Source organism: Pseudoalteromonas sp. CR1 (assembly GCF_019392235.1).
Taxonomy (GTDB): domain Bacteria; phylum Pseudomonadota; class Gammaproteobacteria; order Enterobacterales; family Alteromonadaceae; genus Pseudoalteromonas.
On sequence record NZ_JAHXRM010000013.1, the window covers coordinates 1 to 16476 of the forward strand.

The 16476-nt window shown below is 39.7% G+C and carries 12 protein-coding genes; 7 read left to right on the top strand and 5 right to left on the bottom strand.

The genetic code is table 11. From position 1 onward, the window contains the following. Positions 1–370 precede the first annotated feature (370 nt). Both gppA and rhlB read right to left on the bottom strand, forming a co-directional pair. On the bottom strand, positions 371–1864 hold the full coding sequence (gene gppA / locus KZZ04_RS12115; protein ID WP_058403740.1) for a guanosine-5'-triphosphate,3'-diphosphate diphosphatase: 1494 nt from the start codon (positions 1862–1864) through the stop codon (positions 371–373). A gap of 43 nt (positions 1865–1907) precedes the next feature. Next, complete coding sequence (rhlB, locus tag KZZ04_RS12120) at positions 1908–3185, bottom strand: ATP-dependent RNA helicase RhlB (RefSeq protein WP_006792443.1); 1278 nt, start codon at positions 3183–3185, stop codon at positions 1908–1910. Positions 3186–3276: 91 nt separating this feature from the next. Between rhlB and trxA the strand changes: the two genes are divergently transcribed. Together trxA and rho are read left to right on the top strand one after the other, a co-directional pair. Beyond that, entirely contained in the window at positions 3277–3603 is a 327-nt protein-coding gene (trxA, locus tag KZZ04_RS12125; protein WP_006792444.1) for a thioredoxin TrxA, read from the top strand. Positions 3604–3786: 183 nt separating this feature from the next. Continuing rightward, the gene (gene rho / locus KZZ04_RS12130) at positions 3787–5046 is read left to right on the top strand and encodes a transcription termination factor Rho (protein WP_006792445.1); all 1260 of its coding nucleotides are present in this window, start codon (positions 3787–3789) and stop codon (positions 5044–5046) included. 64 nt (positions 5047–5110) lie between these two features. Here the strand turns inward: rho and KZZ04_RS12135 are convergent, their stop codons facing one another. Next, the gene (locus tag KZZ04_RS12135; protein ID WP_219422844.1) at positions 5111–7921 is read right to left on the bottom strand and encodes an ATP-binding protein; all 2811 of its coding nucleotides are present in this window, start codon (positions 7919–7921) and stop codon (positions 5111–5113) included. Between the two features lie 76 nt (positions 7922–7997). On the opposite strand from KZZ04_RS12135, the gene KZZ04_RS12140 reads away from it, so the two are divergent. Then, positions 7998–8573 carry a DNA-J related domain-containing protein gene (locus KZZ04_RS12140; protein ID WP_219422845.1) on the top strand — a complete coding sequence of 192 codons (576 nt, stop codon included), beginning with the start codon at positions 7998–8000 and terminating at the stop codon, positions 8571–8573. A 5-nt stretch (positions 8574–8578) separates the two neighbouring features. Here KZZ04_RS12140 and dbpA read toward each other — a convergent pair whose 3' ends face one another. Further along, complete coding sequence (gene dbpA / locus KZZ04_RS12145; RefSeq protein ID WP_033019133.1) at positions 8579–9967, bottom strand: ATP-dependent RNA helicase DbpA; 1389 nt, start codon at positions 9965–9967, stop codon at positions 8579–8581. 197 nt (positions 9968–10164) lie between these two features. Between dbpA and KZZ04_RS12150 the strand changes: the two genes are divergently transcribed. From KZZ04_RS12150 to KZZ04_RS12160, 3 genes are all read left to right on the top strand, one after another. Next, the gene (locus tag KZZ04_RS12150; RefSeq protein WP_219422846.1) at positions 10165–12243 is read left to right on the top strand and encodes a TonB-dependent siderophore receptor; all 2079 of its coding nucleotides are present in this window, start codon (positions 10165–10167) and stop codon (positions 12241–12243) included. A gap of 139 nt (positions 12244–12382) precedes the next feature. Beyond that, complete coding sequence (locus KZZ04_RS12155) at positions 12383–13786, top strand: M20/M25/M40 family metallo-hydrolase (protein ID WP_219422847.1); 1404 nt, start codon at positions 12383–12385, stop codon at positions 13784–13786. An 86-nt stretch (positions 13787–13872) separates the two neighbouring features. Further along, positions 13873–14823, top strand: coding sequence for a tetratricopeptide repeat protein (locus KZZ04_RS12160; RefSeq protein ID WP_138528105.1), 951 nt, complete (start codon positions 13873–13875; stop codon positions 14821–14823). A 16-nt stretch (positions 14824–14839) separates the two neighbouring features. On the opposite strand, the gene KZZ04_RS12165 is transcribed toward KZZ04_RS12160, so the two are convergent. Next, positions 14840–15751 carry a DUF808 domain-containing protein gene (locus KZZ04_RS12165; RefSeq protein WP_138528107.1) on the bottom strand — a complete coding sequence of 304 codons (912 nt, stop codon included), beginning with the start codon at positions 15749–15751 and terminating at the stop codon, positions 14840–14842. 388 nt (positions 15752–16139) lie between these two features. Here KZZ04_RS12165 and KZZ04_RS12170 point away from each other — a divergent pair, with 388 nt between their 5' ends. Beyond that, positions 16140–16460 carry an MliC family protein gene (locus tag KZZ04_RS12170; protein ID WP_058403734.1) on the top strand — a complete coding sequence of 107 codons (321 nt, stop codon included), beginning with the start codon at positions 16140–16142 and terminating at the stop codon, positions 16458–16460. Positions 16461–16476: the final 16 nt, after the last annotated feature.

Genomic DNA, 16476 nt, shown 5'->3' on the forward strand with positions numbered 1-16476 from the left:
CGAAGTAGCTTGGCTGTTAGAACTCAATCTGTACGAGTGCCCACACAGATGATTGCTTTATATTGTTAAAGAACGTTTGAGTTGCCTTAGCGACTCAAGGGAAGCAAATCTTACGCTTTCCTGTGCTTTTGTCAACACTTAATTTTAAACTTTATAAAAATCTAAACCTAAGTTTTACTCGACTCACTAAGTGGTTTGCCTGCAGCTTAAGCGTTGCCTGCTCTGCCGTCTCAGTGGGGTCGCATTATAGGGAGATCCAAAAACAGATCAACCCTTTTTTGAAGAAAACTTGAAAAAACATGCTGTTCGCACGTATTTTAATCGAAACGATTACTTTAAACACTAAAAAGGCCCGCAAGGGCCTTTTTACTTAATGAACGACTAGCTTCCAACCAAGTTTACTTTGCTGTTTAGACTCTTGCTGTAGCTCACTAGCCATTAATGGATGTTCTTTTAACCAGTTATTTTCGAATGTTAGTGTTAAAACTTCATTTTTAGCAGTTAATTCAAAGTTTGGCAGGACATCATCTTGTCGTCTCATTGACAAAATAACAGATACCCGCAGTAATCTTACGATGTACTGCGCAAGAAGGTTGTTTGCACCTAACGTACTAAAGCTGTCTTTTGGTATATCAGAGCGATGCGCATCGGCTACTGCCACAATTAACCTGTGCTCTGATTGCGAAAAACCAGGCATGTCGGTATTTTCTAGAATATACGCTGTATGCTTATGATACTGCTTATACTCTATTAGTAAGCCGATTTCATGTAACTGCGCAACGGCTTTTAACAGGGGTAAGCCATTTAAGTGATTAATTGGCCAATCTTCATTAATGCTTTGTGCGAGCTCAATAGCTAAACTAGAAACTCGTGATGCTTGTTTTTGGTCAACATGGTAGCGACTCATAAACCCATCAACTGTTCGCTTTCTTATATCGCTATTATGAAACTCTGGCACCATGCTATATAAAACACCTTCACGAAGTGCACCGCCTGCAAGCCCCATTTTTTCAATATTTAATGATTCAAACAAAGCAATCAAAATAGCAAGACCCGATACAAAGACCAATCGACGGTCTTCGCTTAAACCTGGTAGGTCTAACGCAGCAATAGTTTTAAATGCAATTGATTGCTCTTTTATTGAATTTAGTTTTTCTAAAGTAAGAAGATCATCAAGGTTTTGTGCCACCATTATTTCTTGAATAGCCTGCACTGTACCTGATGCGCCTGATGCAATTTGCCACCCTGCGGCTTTGTATTCAGGTGCTATATTATCGATAACAGCTCGAGCGGCCTTTATAGCGGTATTGAAATTACTATGTGTTAATAAGCAATCTTTAAAATAACGCTCAAGGTAAGTAACACACCCCATGTTGAGGCTCTTGTATAAAAGGGCATCAAATTCTTTACCAATCACTACTTCGGTACTTGCACCACCAATGTCAATAACGAGCTGTTTGCCGGTACAAGCTGAAGTGTGCGCTACACCTTTGTATATGGTACGCGCTTCTAGTTCACCACTAATAACGTTGATTTTATGGCCAAGAATTTTTTCAGCTTGCGCTTTAAACACTTCAGCATTAGTTGCCAGGCGTAATGTAGCTGTAGCTACTATGGTAATATTTTGATTTGGAATATCTTGTAAACGCTCAGCAAAAAGCGCGAGGCATTCCCAGCCTCGCTGCATAGCCTCGGTGCTTAATACATTATCTTTATCAAGCCCGGCGGCTAGCCTAACCTTGCGTTTTACGCGACCAATCGTTTGTAAACCGCCAGCCACTGATTTGGCAATAAGCATATGAAAGCTATTTGATCCCAAATCAATAACTGCGTATACATTTTTTTGCGGTATAAGTTGCCCCACCGTTCAAAAACCTCTAGTTACTACTACTTATGCAAACGGTTTATTACGACCGTCCTTTTTGGTAACTATTATTTGGGCGACGTCCGTTGTTATTACTACGATTACGAGGACCATTTGAATAGTTGCGCTTTCTTTGAATAATAGGCTTAGTTAGGTCGTCTAACAAAGCGGCTTTATCATAATGAGATAAAGGAATGCTGTGCTCTATATATTCTTCAATTTCATGTAGGTTATAAGCATATTGTTCACATGCAAAGCTTATTGCATGCCCTGATGCACCCGCACGACCTGTTCGACCAATGCGGTGAACATAATCTTCACAGTCATCAGGTAAGTCAAAGTTAAATACATGACTTACTTCTGGTATATGCAAACCACGCGCGGCAACATCGGTTGCAACTAAAAAGTCTAATTCGCCTTTGCTAAATTGCGCTAAGATGCTTTGACGTTTTTTCTGATTTACATCACCTGTTAGCATACCAACACGATGGCCGTCAGCTTTTAACCACGCATACACGGTTTCACAACTGTGCTTAGTGTTTGCAAATACAATGGCTTTATCTGGCCATTCTTCTTCGATCAAAGTTAATAAAAGCTTAATTTTATCTTCTTGCGAAGGATGAAATAACTCTTCTTTTATGCGTTTACCGGTTTTTACGTCAGGCTCAATTTGAACATGCTCTGGGTTAGTCATGTGTTCAAAAGCAAGCTCTTGTACGCGGTACGATAAAGTCGCAGAAAATAATAAGTTTAATCGCTTTGATGTATCTGGCATACGATCAAACATATAACGTATATCTTTTATGAAGCCTAAATCGAACATACGATCGGCTTCGTCAAGCACGACAACCTCAATTTCATTGAGGGTGTAACAGCCTTGCTTGTACAAATCGATTAAACGACCTGTCGTACCAATTAAAATATCTACGCCTTTTTCTAATTGTGCACGTTGTTTTTCGTAATCTTCGCCACCATATACTAAACCTAAGTTAAGATTACAGTGTGGCGCTAAAATTTTTGCATCTTTGTGTATCTGAATCGCAAGCTCCCGAGTAGGGGCCATGATCAGGGCTCTTGGATGTTTACTAGGTGCTTTGCTAGATTGTAATAACCGATGGCACGTGGCAGTTAAAAATGCCAACGTTTTGCCTGTACCCGTTTGTGCTTGGCCCGCAATATCGCGTCCGTCACAAATAAAAGGTAGGCATTTTGCTTGAATAGGTGTGCAATATTCAAACCCATTCTCGGTTAGACCGGCAACCACTTCCGGTGCGATAGCAAAGTCTGAAAACTTTTTATCGGTTAAATGTGTCTTAGTCATAGCGTTTAAGCATAACGTTTAAACTTGCAATAAGAAACAAGAGTGTTTAAATACGCACTAAATATTTCGCCTAACTAAATCGGAGAGCGCAATGAGCGAGAAAATAATCCAAATTACTGACGATAGCTTTGAAGCTGACGTATTACAATCAGACAAGCCTGTACTAGTAGACTTCTGGGCTGAATGGTGCGGACCTTGTAAAATGATCGCCCCTATCCTTAACGAAGTTGCTGATGAATACGACGGTCGTGTTGCTGTTGCTAAACTTAATATTGACCAAAATGCTGGCACTCCGCCTAAATTTGGTATTCGTGGCATCCCTACTTTGCTTCTTTTTAAAGATGGCCAAGTTGCTGCAACTAAAGTTGGTGCACTTTCAAAAACACAACTTATCGAGTTTTTAGATAACAACATCTAATAGACTAGAACTAAAAAAAGGGCTTTTTGCCCTTTTTTTGAATTTATTTTGTATAAACACTGGACGCTATGCCAGTGAACTGCTAGTTTATAAAGCCAACTAATCCTTAGTTATATTCAACCAACCTCACTCAACGATCAAAGCGACTTTGAGTATGACAATTGTAATAAAGAACCCACCAATATGCATTTACGCGAATTAAAAGACAAGTCTATAAAAGAACTTGTAAACTTAGCTGAGTCCATGGGGCTCGAAAACGTAGCCCGCTTAAGAAAGCAAGATATCATTTTTACCATATTAAAATCCCATGCCAAAGGCGGAGAAAATATCTTCGGCGGCGGTGTACTTGAGATTTTGCAAGATGGTTTTGGCTTTTTAAGATCATCAGAAGCTTCTTACTTAGCTGGCCCAGATGACATTTATGTATCACCGAGCCAAATTCGCCGTTTCAGTATGCGTACTGGCGACTCAATTTCAGGCCTTATTCGTCCACCAAAAGACGGCGAACGTTACTTTGCATTACTTAAAGTAAACGAAGTTAACTTTGATAAACCTGAAAATTCTCGTACTAAAATTCTTTTTGAAAACTTAACCCCATTACATGCAAACGAACGTTTCCGCATGGAACGTGGTAACGGTAGTAAAGAAGACATTACTGCTCGTGTACTTGATTTAGCATCACCAATTGGCCGCGGCCAACGTGGTTTATTAGTAGCACCGCCAAAAGCGGGTAAAACAATGTTGCTACAAAATATTGCGCAATCAATCACACATAACCATCCTGACGTTACATTAATGGTTTTACTTATTGATGAACGCCCAGAAGAAGTAACTGAAATGCAACGTCTTGTTAAAGGCGAAGTTATTGCATCAACGTTTGACGAACCTGCGTCTCGTCACGTACAAGTTGCGGAAATGGTTATCGAAAAAGCAAAGCGTTTAGTTGAGCACAAAAAAGACGTTGTTATTTTACTTGATTCAATCACACGTCTAGCACGTGCATATAACACGGTTATTCCATCATCAGGTAAAGTACTTACCGGTGGTGTTGATGCTAATGCACTTCACAAACCTAAGCGTTTCTTTGGTGCCGCACGTAATGTTGAAGAAGGTGGTAGCTTAACAATTATAGCCACTGCGCTTATCGATACTGGCTCAAAAATGGATGAAGTAATCTACGAAGAGTTTAAAGGTACTGGTAACATGGAATTACACCTTAACCGTAAAATTGCGGAAAGACGTGTATTCCCAGCTATCGACTTTAACCGCTCTGGTACTCGCCGTGAAGAACTACTTACTAAGCCAGATGAGCTGCAAAAGCTATGGATTTTACGTAAAATTGTTCATGAAATGTCAGAAATTGACGCCATGGAATTTTTAATCGATAAACTATCAATGAGTAAAACCAATGATGAGTTTTTTGATTCGATGAAACGCCAATAAACGCATTTAAGTAATACAAAAAAAGCGCCCTGGGCGCTTTTTTTATATTTGTTATAATGTGTACTTACGTTTCATTATATTTGTGTAATACAGCCTGGAGCTCTGACACAAGCTGATTAATATATTTCATATCTTTTTCGCCTTTTTGCAATAAGGCGCTGTCTAAATTTTTCGCAGCTGAAGCTATTTCCTCTAAGGCAAACATTTGTGCCGCACCTAATATTCGGTGGCTATCTTTTTGCAAAGCGTCAAAGTCTTCACTTAAAAAATGCTGTGTAATGTTGTCGCTTTCTAAGCTGAAACTTTGTTTAAAGCTTATTACTAAGTCACTGATATCTATGTCACTTGGTACATTAGGTCCGTCTGAATGCACTTGCTCTAAATTTTCTGACAAGGTTTTATAAAATAAGTCTTTATCCAATGGCTTTGCAAGGTAACCAGTAAACCCTAATGTAAGGTAGTCGTCTATTTCGTGACTCATTGCGTTTGCAGTGAGCGCAAATATTGGCCGTTGAAAACCACATTTTTTCAATAACTCAAAGGCAGCTCGCCCATCCATTATTGGCATTTGAATATCAAGAAGTACAAGGTCTGGGTATATTTGTAAGCATTGCTCTACAGCTTGCTCGCCGTTTTCGACTGCAATTACATCAAGCCCTAAAGAGCGCAAATAACGGCTAATGAATCTGCGGTTATCTGCGTGATCCTCTGCAAGAAGCACAGTACCGCTTAGCTGCTTTTTATTTTGCTCTATTTGCCCAATATCACTGTGTTCACTGGATACTTGCGCACAAGGTAAAAAGAACGAGAATTGACTTCCTTTTTTATATTCACTTTGTACGCTTATATATCCGCCCATCATAGAAGCGAGCTGCTGCGATAAACTAAGCCCTAAACCTGTACCACCAAACCGCCGACTAATGCTGTTATCTGCTTGGCTAAAGTATTCAAAAATGAGTTTTAATTGTGAGGAGTTCATACCTATACCGGTATCTTTAACAATAAAAACAATGCCTTGCTCTGATTTATTTAATACAATTACCACCTGTCCTGATTGAGTGAACTTGATTGCATTAGCACACAAATTGATAAGAATTTGTTTTACTCGCATTAAATCAAGGCGGGTGTAAAACTCATCGCCCACCTTATTTTCAAGCACAAGCCGAAGGTTTTTTGCTTTTGCCTGAGGACTGAACATAGCGTGCACATCATTTACCAGTTGCACCATGTCGAAACACGAAACATTAAGCTCTAATCTATTCGCCTCTATTTTACTTAAATCGAGTACATCGTTTATCAAGCTTTTTAGATGATTACTGTGCCGCTGAATAATAGCTAACTCATCTTTTAGCTGTTCAGGCTCGTATAAACCATTCATTAAGTCGTCTGTTTGTCCGAGAATCGCCGTTAATGGTGTTCTTATTTCATGGCTAACATTAGCCAAAAATTGACTTTTAACATCATTAGCTGTTCTCAACTCTTGGGCAACACCTTGAAGCTCTGCTGTGCGTTGCGCCACCTGTTCAGCTAAATATTGTTTTGCCCGTTTTTCTGCGCCGCGTCGATATAAAGCAACCCCTGTCACTATGACTAAAAATAACAGTACAAAAATAAACACCGTTAACTGCGAACGCTGCTTCATTTTTAACTCTTGTAATTTACGGTCTTGTTTCAGCTCTTTAATTTCTTGATTCAATTGTGTGGCTTTAAATTGTTTTTCTAGCACGGCTAAGGCTTTAACAATAGAGTCACTTCTTAATTTGCGTAGTTCGTTATTGTACTTTTCATGCAACTGCATTGCATTTTCGTAGTTCCCCCTGCTTGCTTCAATCAAAGCGTGGGTGCCAAGCCCATCTCGCATAATACGATCATTACTATGCTCTTTAAGTAATTCAAAAACACGTTCAATATTCGTTTTTGCCTCATCTAACATCCCTCTAACAAGCTGAACTTTTGCGAGAGTTTGCAGTGCAGTGAGTTCTAAGTTTTTGTTATCAATTTTAAGTGAATACTCTATCGCTAATTGCGCTTGCTCATACGCTAATTCCACTTTATTAAGAATAATATTGACGTTTGCAAGGTTAGTGTACTGAGTCGCTAACTTATTCACATTGTTGACGGATAGGTAATAACGGGTTGCTAATTGGTAGTAATGCATCGCTAAATCTAGCTGGTTGCTTTCAAAATAAACCACCCCCATATTGTTATGCACCAAAGCAATACCCAAATTATCATCTAACTTGCGAAAAATTTTTAACACGTCTTGATAAATACTCATGGCATTTTCATAACGAGATAAGCGTATATACACGCCGGCTATGTTAAGCAAAATATCGCCTTTATCCTGTTCACTACCCACCTTTTCGTAAATCTCTTTTGCTTTTAGGTAGTAATCAAGCGTTGCTACTAATTTATGCATATTAAAATAAACTAAACCAATATTATTCAATAAGTTTGCTTGCTCTAATGGTTGGTTATTAATTTTTGCTATATCAAGTGCACGGGTGTATTGAGTTATTGCTTGTTTAAACAAGCCCTGATAAAAAAGTGCAACACCTTGCATTTTAATTGCACGAAAGTGCTCGCTAGGAAGAAGTGATCCAGAAGTTTCTTGCTCTAATAATTTAAAGTAATTAAAGGCATCGCTAAACTGACCGCTCGACAGCGCAGTATCGGCAAGGCCTGCATATATGACAGTGCGATTTTGGGCTGTAATGCGTTGGTTATTAAGTAAGGCGTTACCTAACTCAAGCTTTGCATCCCATTGCTGTTTTTGCTTAAACTCTTCTAATGTTGGCTCTGACTGTTGAGCATAACTTGGCAAATAGAACAAACTGCATACAATGAATAAGAGGCACTTGAGCTTGCCATGCATAATTTTAATCCTTCAAATTGTTACGTGTAACAATGTAATCTGTACTGAAGATACACTAAATACTAGGACCTAAACAATGCTTAACCCACTGATTGACCGAATATTTGACTTAATATTAACCCAAAAAGTGTGGCAAGTTCATATCCTAGCAGCTGAGCTTATTAATTGCGGCGTAATTAAGCCACTTGATAAAAACCCTGAACGTGATTTATTTAAGCGTAATTTTTTAATTATGAATGCATTGTATCAACTACAGGAACAACTTCACCCTAAAAGTCTCTTAATATCAACACTTCATATAGAGCTCATTGAAACGGATATAGAAAACCCAGCAACGCTTAAATCAAATTTAAAAGATTATTATTTAGACTGGGAGAATTACGAAGCAAGCGAAGAGCAGATTAATGAGCTACTCATAAGTTTTTGGCAAAAGTTTAAGAGGGTAAATAGCACGCCAGCTTTAACAGAAGATCACTTTGACACACTTTTGGCAAAGTGGCAGCTAACAAATGATTTTTCACTTAAAGAATTACAAAAACGTTGGCGACAGCTTGCACTGGCGAACCACCCAGACAAACCTACTGGCTGCGAGAATGCATTTAAGCAAATAAAAGTAGAGTACGAGCAGCTTAAACCGGCTGCTCGCTCATAACTTGATTAACGCGTTAGGCGACGAGCACGAATTTTGCGCCCTTTTATATTACCTTCGGTTAATTTACGAAGTGCCGGTTTAGACGCATTACGTTCAACAGCCACAAATGCGACATTATCAAGTACATTGATTTTACCCACTTGACGCCCAGCAATACCGTCTTTACCCGTTAACGCACCTAAAATATCACCAGCACGCACTTTTTGCTTTTTACCTGAATCTATCATCAGAGTGACCATTTCTGGTTTGTACGGTGGTTTGTCCAACAAATTATATGAAGGCATTGGCTCTGGTTCAAAGTCGCGCTCATAGTGATCACCAATTTGCGCTACTTTAAATTGCTCCGCATCACCATAAATTGAGCAAGCAATCCCTTTTTTACCCGCGCGGCCTGTTCGCCCGACACGGTGAACGTGTGTTTGCGGGTCATGTGCTAAGTGGTAGTTGATTACCATATCCATATCGTCAATATCTAAACCACGTGCTGCAACGTCTGTCGCAACTAAAATAGACGCACTTTTATTAGCAAAATGAATCAGAGTGCGCTCTCGGTCACGTTGTTCTAAATCACCATGCAATGCCACAGCGCTGAAACCTTCATCGGCTAAATCGTCGCACACTTGCTGCGTTTCTACCTTGGTATTACAAAACACAACACAGCTTTGTGGTGTAAATTTAAGTAATAGTAATTTAAGTGTTGGATAGCGCTGTTTATTGTTATCCATTTTGTAGAAGTACTGTTTTATTGTGCTTTTTTCTTGCTCTTCTTCTACTTTAATCATCTCTGGGTTACTAAGTACACGCTTTGCTATCGCTTCGATTGCGCGTGGAAAAGTAGCACTAAATAAAAGCGTTTGGCGGTTTTGTGGGATGCATTCAATAATCGCATCAAGGGTATCTTGAAAGCCCATATCAAGCATTTGATCGGCTTCGTCTAATACTAATGTTTCTACATCATCTAACCGTAAAGTCCCTTTGCGAATATGGTCATCTACGCGCCCTGGTGTACCAACAATGATATGTGCACCGTGTTCAAGCGACCCAATTTGCGGGCCAATTGATACACCACCACATAGCGTTAATATTTTAATATTATGGATACCACGCGCAAGCTTACGCATTTCAACAGCCACTTGTTCAGCAAGTTCACGTGTTGGACATAAAACTAGCGATTGAATTCTAAAACGTTTTACGTTTAATTTAGCAAGCACACCTAAACTAAACGCAGCCGTTTTACCTGAGCCGGTTTTTGCCTGAGCAATGATGTCTTTACCTTCAAGTACAGGAGGCAAACTTTGCGCCTGTACAGGTGTCATGTGGGCGTAGCCAAGCGTCGATAAATTATCAACAAGTCCAGCTGGTAAAGCCAAAGATGAAAAAGCAGTTGAAGTCACAGTAAATTCCATAGCAGTAAAAATAACGCAGGATAAAGTCCCACTAAATATGCCGCTAATAATAGCAGAATTCGTTATTGGCAACCATTAGCAAACACATTATAAAACATTGTTAATAAAAACACATTGCAAATGATATTTATTTTCATTAAGATTGCGCTTCACTTTTTATTTAAATATTGAGCTGGAAGCATCAAATGAAACTGAGTTCACTTTACATCGCACTATTAGCAACAATAACAACAAACACATATGCAAACTCTACCGACCTTGAACATATTGAAGTCAAAGGAAGTTACTTTAATGACTACAAAGTAGATAACGCAAATGGTGCAATGAGAACGTCAACTTCATTACTCGATACAGCTCAATCAGTGACTGTAATTGGCGACATTATTATCAACGAACAACTTGCAACAACATTAGGTGAAGTACTTTCAAACGATGCAAGCTTAACGGCCGGTTCAAAACAACGTAACCGTGAAGTATTTAACTTACGTGGATTCGAACTCAGCTCATCAACCGGTTATTTACGCGACGGGCATCAGCATTGGTCGCACTATCAACAACCCATTGAAATTTTACAACAAGTAGAGGTTATTAAAGGCCCATCAAGCATTTTATATGGTCAATCAGGTCCTGGTGGCCTAATTAATATGGTCACTAAAAAGCCGACAGCACACACATTATTTAATGCCAGTGCCGATGTAGATCAGCATGGTTCAACACGCTTTATGATAGATGCTGCAGGCGCTTTAACGGATGCAGAAGATTTACGTGCACGCGGTATTTTAGTTAAGCAAGATGTTGATTACTGGCGCGAATACCAAAACGGTGAAAACCGCGAGCGTGACCGCTTTTTAGGTGCGTTGATTGTTGATTACGATATTAGCGACAATGCTCTTGTTCGAGTTCATTATGACCGCACAGACGACGAAGCAGGTTTAGACACAGGTGCATGGATAGACGACAACGCCAACGTTATTGGCGACGATAAAACTATTCGCGATATGTCTTGGGCGTTTACCGACATAACGGTAGAAAATGCGGGCATTGATTTTCAAGTATTTTTAAACGATAACTGGCAAGTAAAGCTGGGTTATAACGAACAAACATTTGAACGCCAACGTTTTGAGTCAGCTCCACGTAAGCCGAGTAATTTTGTTGAAGGCAACAGCTATGAGTCTCGCCCTTACGACCGATTTGACGACTGGCAATTTAAAACCGCATTTATCGACTTTATCGGTGAATTTGAAACAGCAGGCGTTCATCATCAATTACTCATTGGTGCTAACTCGCTTGATTATTATTATGGACAGCGTCGCACCTCAGCTGATTCATTTAATTTTATATCTGGTCAAACAGAGCCAAGTCGCCCAACTGTCAGCTATAAAACAGATGATACTATCAGCGAAACAGAATACGACTACTACGGTATTTATGTTCAAGACTTAATCACGTTTTCGCCACAGTGGCAGCTATCGCTTGGTGGCCGCTACGATAAACAAACACGTGAAGATGCCAATAATGAATCGTTTGTGCCAAAAATAGGTGTGCTTTATCATCCTAATGCATCAGCGACGGTATACGCGAGTTACTCTGAAGGTTTTGAACCTCAAGGCAGTGATACTCTTGTAAACGAAGACGATATAAATAATGGGATGAAGCTAGATGCCGTTACCTCTGAGCAAAAAGAAATTGGTATTAAGTGGCAGTTATTTGATGATCGCTTAATGCTAAGTGGTGCGCTTTTCGATATAAGTAAAAATGGCACACTAGTTACAGAAACGCTTGAAGTACCAGTGGGTGATCTAACTTCTGAAACAAACCAAATTGGTGAACAACGCCATAAAGGGATTGAACTAACAGCACAAGGTGCGGCAACCGACCGTTTATTTATAATGGCATCGACTATGTACCTAGATGCAAATTACGAACGTGACGAAGAGTTAGAAGGTAAGCGCCCTACCGATGCCCCTAAATGGTCTGCATCACTTTGGACTCGTTACGAATTTAACGACGCGATTGCATTTAATGCCGGTGCATTTTACGAAGGTGAGCGTTTTGCAGATAGTGACAACACGATTATTAAAGATGCCTACACACGCGTAGATGTAGGTGCAACTTACAAACTTAAAGTAAGCAAAACCGATGTTAACTTACGCCTAAACATAGAAAACTTATTTGACGAAGACTACCTAGCCGGTGGTGGAACAAATAACGTAACAATAGGTGAAGGCACTAACATAAGACTAGCTGCACAGTTTAGCTTTTAATTAAGCGCTTTAATTACCAGCCCGCGCTTAAAATACGCGGGCTTTTTTGATCACTTAAAGCAGCTCATTCATCTCATCTATTTTTTTACGTCTTTATTACATGTTTTAATAGCCGCAATCATAAATAAGGCTAATTACCATGAAAAATCTCATCACCGCACTACTCCTTACCAGTAGTATGGCAGCTACTGCCAGCAGCAACGAATTTACAAGCAATCAATTACAACAAGTAGATAAAGTGCGTACCACAGCCCTTAATAGCCACTTAAGCTATGAGCTATTAGAGTCACTAACAACCGAAGTTGGCCCGCGTTTACCTGGTACCGAAAACGATAAAAAAGCCGTTGCTTGGGCGCAAGCTAAATTTAAAGAACTGGGCTTTGATAAAGTATGGCTTGAAGAAGCGACCTTTCCAGAATGGCGCCGCTACAGCGAAAGTGGAAAAATATTAACACCTAGCGAACAACCCCTTCATTTAACTGCACTAGGTAATAGCATAAGCACACCTAAAGGAGGTATCAGCGCACCGATTAAATTATTCGAAACACTTGATGAACTAAAAGCAGCACCGGCTAATAGTTTAAAAGGCAAAATTGCTTACATTAACTACAGAATGAATCGCGATATAGACGGCAATGGTTATGGACCCGCTGTAAAAGCACGTGCCACCGGAGCAATTGAAGCATCTAAAAAAGGGGCTGTTGCCTACATGATGCGGTCAGTAAGTACAGGTCATCACCGTTTTGCCCACACCGGCGGAAGCTATTATAAAGAAGGCGTTAAAAAAATACCTAACGTAACCATTGCTAACCCCGATGCCGATCAAATTGCTCGCTTAGTCGCTTTAGGCAAAGATGTATCGGTCAATATAAATGTACAAACCGAAAACCTTGGCGAAGGCACTAGTTACAATGTTATAGGCCAATTTAACGGTACCGAAAACCCAGAGCAATACGTATTAATTGGCGGGCATTTAGACTCATGGGATTTAGGCACAGGCGCACTTGATGACGGTGCCGGCGTTGCATTGACTATGGCGGCTGCTAAACATATTAGCGATGTAAAACGCCCTAAACGCAGTATTCGCGTTGTCCTTTTTGCCGCTGAAGAGCTTGGTTTATGGGGTGCAAAAGCGTACTTTGCGAAACATAAAAACGATTTACACAATATTGTCGCTGCTGCAGAGTCTGATTTTGGCGCTGATGTAGTTTACGGTTTTGAATCAAATGTAGATGCAGCGTCACTGCCTGTAGTACGTGCTATCGCAAAAGAGCTTGCCCCTTTAAATGTTGAGTACATTGGTAAAAACCAAGCTAACGGCGGACCTGATCTCATTCCATTTAAAAATGCGGTGTCGGCACCTATTTTTGAGCTGGCCCAAGATGGTACAGACTACTTTGATTATCACCACACCGCTGACGACACGCTTGATAAAGTAACGCCAGCAAAGCTTCGTCAAAATACAGCAACCTATGCGGTATTTGCGCTTATGGCAGCAGACGCAAAAACAACAATTAAACCAAAAATAACAACAAAAGAGTAACAGACATACTTACTTACAGTTTGTTGCTTTAAAAAATATGCCCCTTGTTTTACTTTAATAGAAATTAAAACTCGGGGCATTATTGCATGCTGCTTTTCAACACCGGTCAGTCTTTTCCTCATTTTTCACAAACGCAGTCCTGCCCAAGCTGCCAAAGCGATAGCTATCACTTAGTAAACCATAGCCGCTACTTACGTTTTACGATTATTCCTATCGTACCATTAAAGCTAAATTACAAGCGCGAATGCTACCAATGTGGCCATAACGAAGCTATTAATATAAAAAAACTCCCCTTAATTGAAAAACTAAGCCTGCCAAAATACGGGATTGGCTTAATTTTATTATTGTGGGTAATAGTGTATTTTTTCCAACAATACACCGACAACCAAGCACTCAAATACAACTACTTAAGTAACCCACAGGCATTTGATACATATTTAGTTCACGCTGATAAATTTACTCACGAACCATGGACGCTAACAAATTTAAAAGTGGCCCAAGTACTCAGCTTTGACGAGCAATTTATTACTTTTCAAGTAAGCAATTACAGCTATAAACGCAACCGAGGCATAACCACGGCAATGCGCACCAGTTTATTAGTACAACGCGATTATTTTTCAACAAGCACAATTACCTTACCCCGTGATGAGGTAAAGCGCTTATATAATAATGACGTGATTTACGATGTGCTGCGCCCACACGCTAATAGCTTGTATGGTGGGTTTGTGATGTTTCCGCCTAAACCTAAGCCTTTATACAAAGGTTTAAAGCTAGATAAAAACAACCAGCAAGGCATTATGTACTTTAAAGATGGGCAATTTGAAGAAGCCTTAGAAAGCTTTAAACTTGCTGCAGAGTCAGGCTCTCAATGGGGGCAGCTTAACCTTGCACAAATGTACCGAGACGGCCAAGGTGCAGACAAAAACACACAACAAGCTATTTACTGGTATAAAAAAGCAATTGCTCAAGGTAATAGTAAAGCAACCTACGAACTTGAGCAGTTGTGTAAATTTATAACATGTGAATCAATTATGTAGGGCAGAAAGCACGGCTCTACTTATCTGTTTTAAATAACCTTGTATAAACCACATTGCAAAGCACAATAACTAGCCCTGCAACAACCCCTAGCACTCCATCAAAGACTAGCGGAGCTAATAGCTCACCTATATTGCCTAGTATTGACTGCGCATAACTAATCACATTAAGTTGTGCATGATGTAATAACTCAATACCATGAGATAAAATACCGCCTCCCACCAAAAACATGGCCACAGTACCTGCAAAAGCTAAAAACTGCATAAGTCGTGGTGCTGCCGCAAGCAAGCTTTTACCCAGAAACTCTTTAACCGCACTGCCAGACACTTTAGATTGATTTACCAAATACAAGCCTGCATCGTCAAGTTTTACAATTGCAGCTACAAGTCCATAAACACCAATAGTCATAACAATCGCTATTACACAAAGAACTAAGGATTGATTGAGTAATGTTTGGCCCGCGACAGTACCAAGCGTAATAACAATGATCTCGGCCGATAGAATAAAGTCTGTCCGTATCGCACCTTTTATTTTTTGTTTTTCATATTCAACTAAATCAAGTGTTTTTTCGCCATCTGCAATCTCATCATGATGAGGTAAAAATCGCGCAAATATTTTTTCAGCTCCTTCAAAACATAAAAACAACCCACCTAAAATTAAAAGTGGTGTAATGAGCCATGGAAGCCAAACACTGATCATCAACGCCGCAGGAACAAGGATTGCTTTATTTAAAAATGATCCTTTTGCTACCGCCCATACAACGGGCAGCTCTCTGTCGGCTGACACACCCGTTACTTGCTGTGCATTCAGCGCTAAATCGTCTCCTAAAACACCTGCTGTTTTTTTTGTCGCTATTTTACTCATGGTTGCAATGTCATCGAGTAAAGCCGTTATGTCATCTAATAATGTTAAAAGGTTAGTGCCTGCCATTTTGCTTCCTTGGGTCTGTTGTTCTTTCAATGTTAAATTTGCAGCAGCCTGTTTGGTATTTAGGCAAGGCAGAGCCGATGCAGTGTGGTTATTCCCCATAAATTGGCGATAACGTAGCATTAATACCAAACAGGCGCTGCCCGATGGGTTCTTCCTAGGGGCTACTTACTTTTTGTTGCTCGGCTTTTACTTAGTCCACTAGGTTACAAACCTCGCGCCACGATTAAATAGCCCCTAGTTTGAACAAATTTCAATCCGAAAAGATCAACAGACCCTAGCTTATAAATAATTTAATCAACATAACGTAAAGCGCGCCTTTCACCAACGGTTAATTTTGCCCTGTTATTCTTAAGTAAAATAGCGGGTAAAATATATTAAGGAAGGGAAAATGAAAGCAACACTTGTTTTAATGGCTTGCTTACTCAGTTTAATTGGATGTAGTAAAAAAACAACAAGCACACACTACGTATGTAATAACAAGAAAGCAGTACTGAGTACGTTAAAAAACCAAGAAGCAGAGCTCACCTTCAATAATAAAATATACAACCTTTCTCATGAAGAAAGCGCGTCTGGAAATAAGTATATAAATAAAAAAGTACTTTTTTGGGGAAAAGGCGCTGAAGCGATGCTTATAATTTTAGGCAAAAAATATCACTGCACCTTAAAACAACAAGCTACTAACAACAAATTAAAAAACTTGCTACACTAAAAAAAGTCTTAATTTT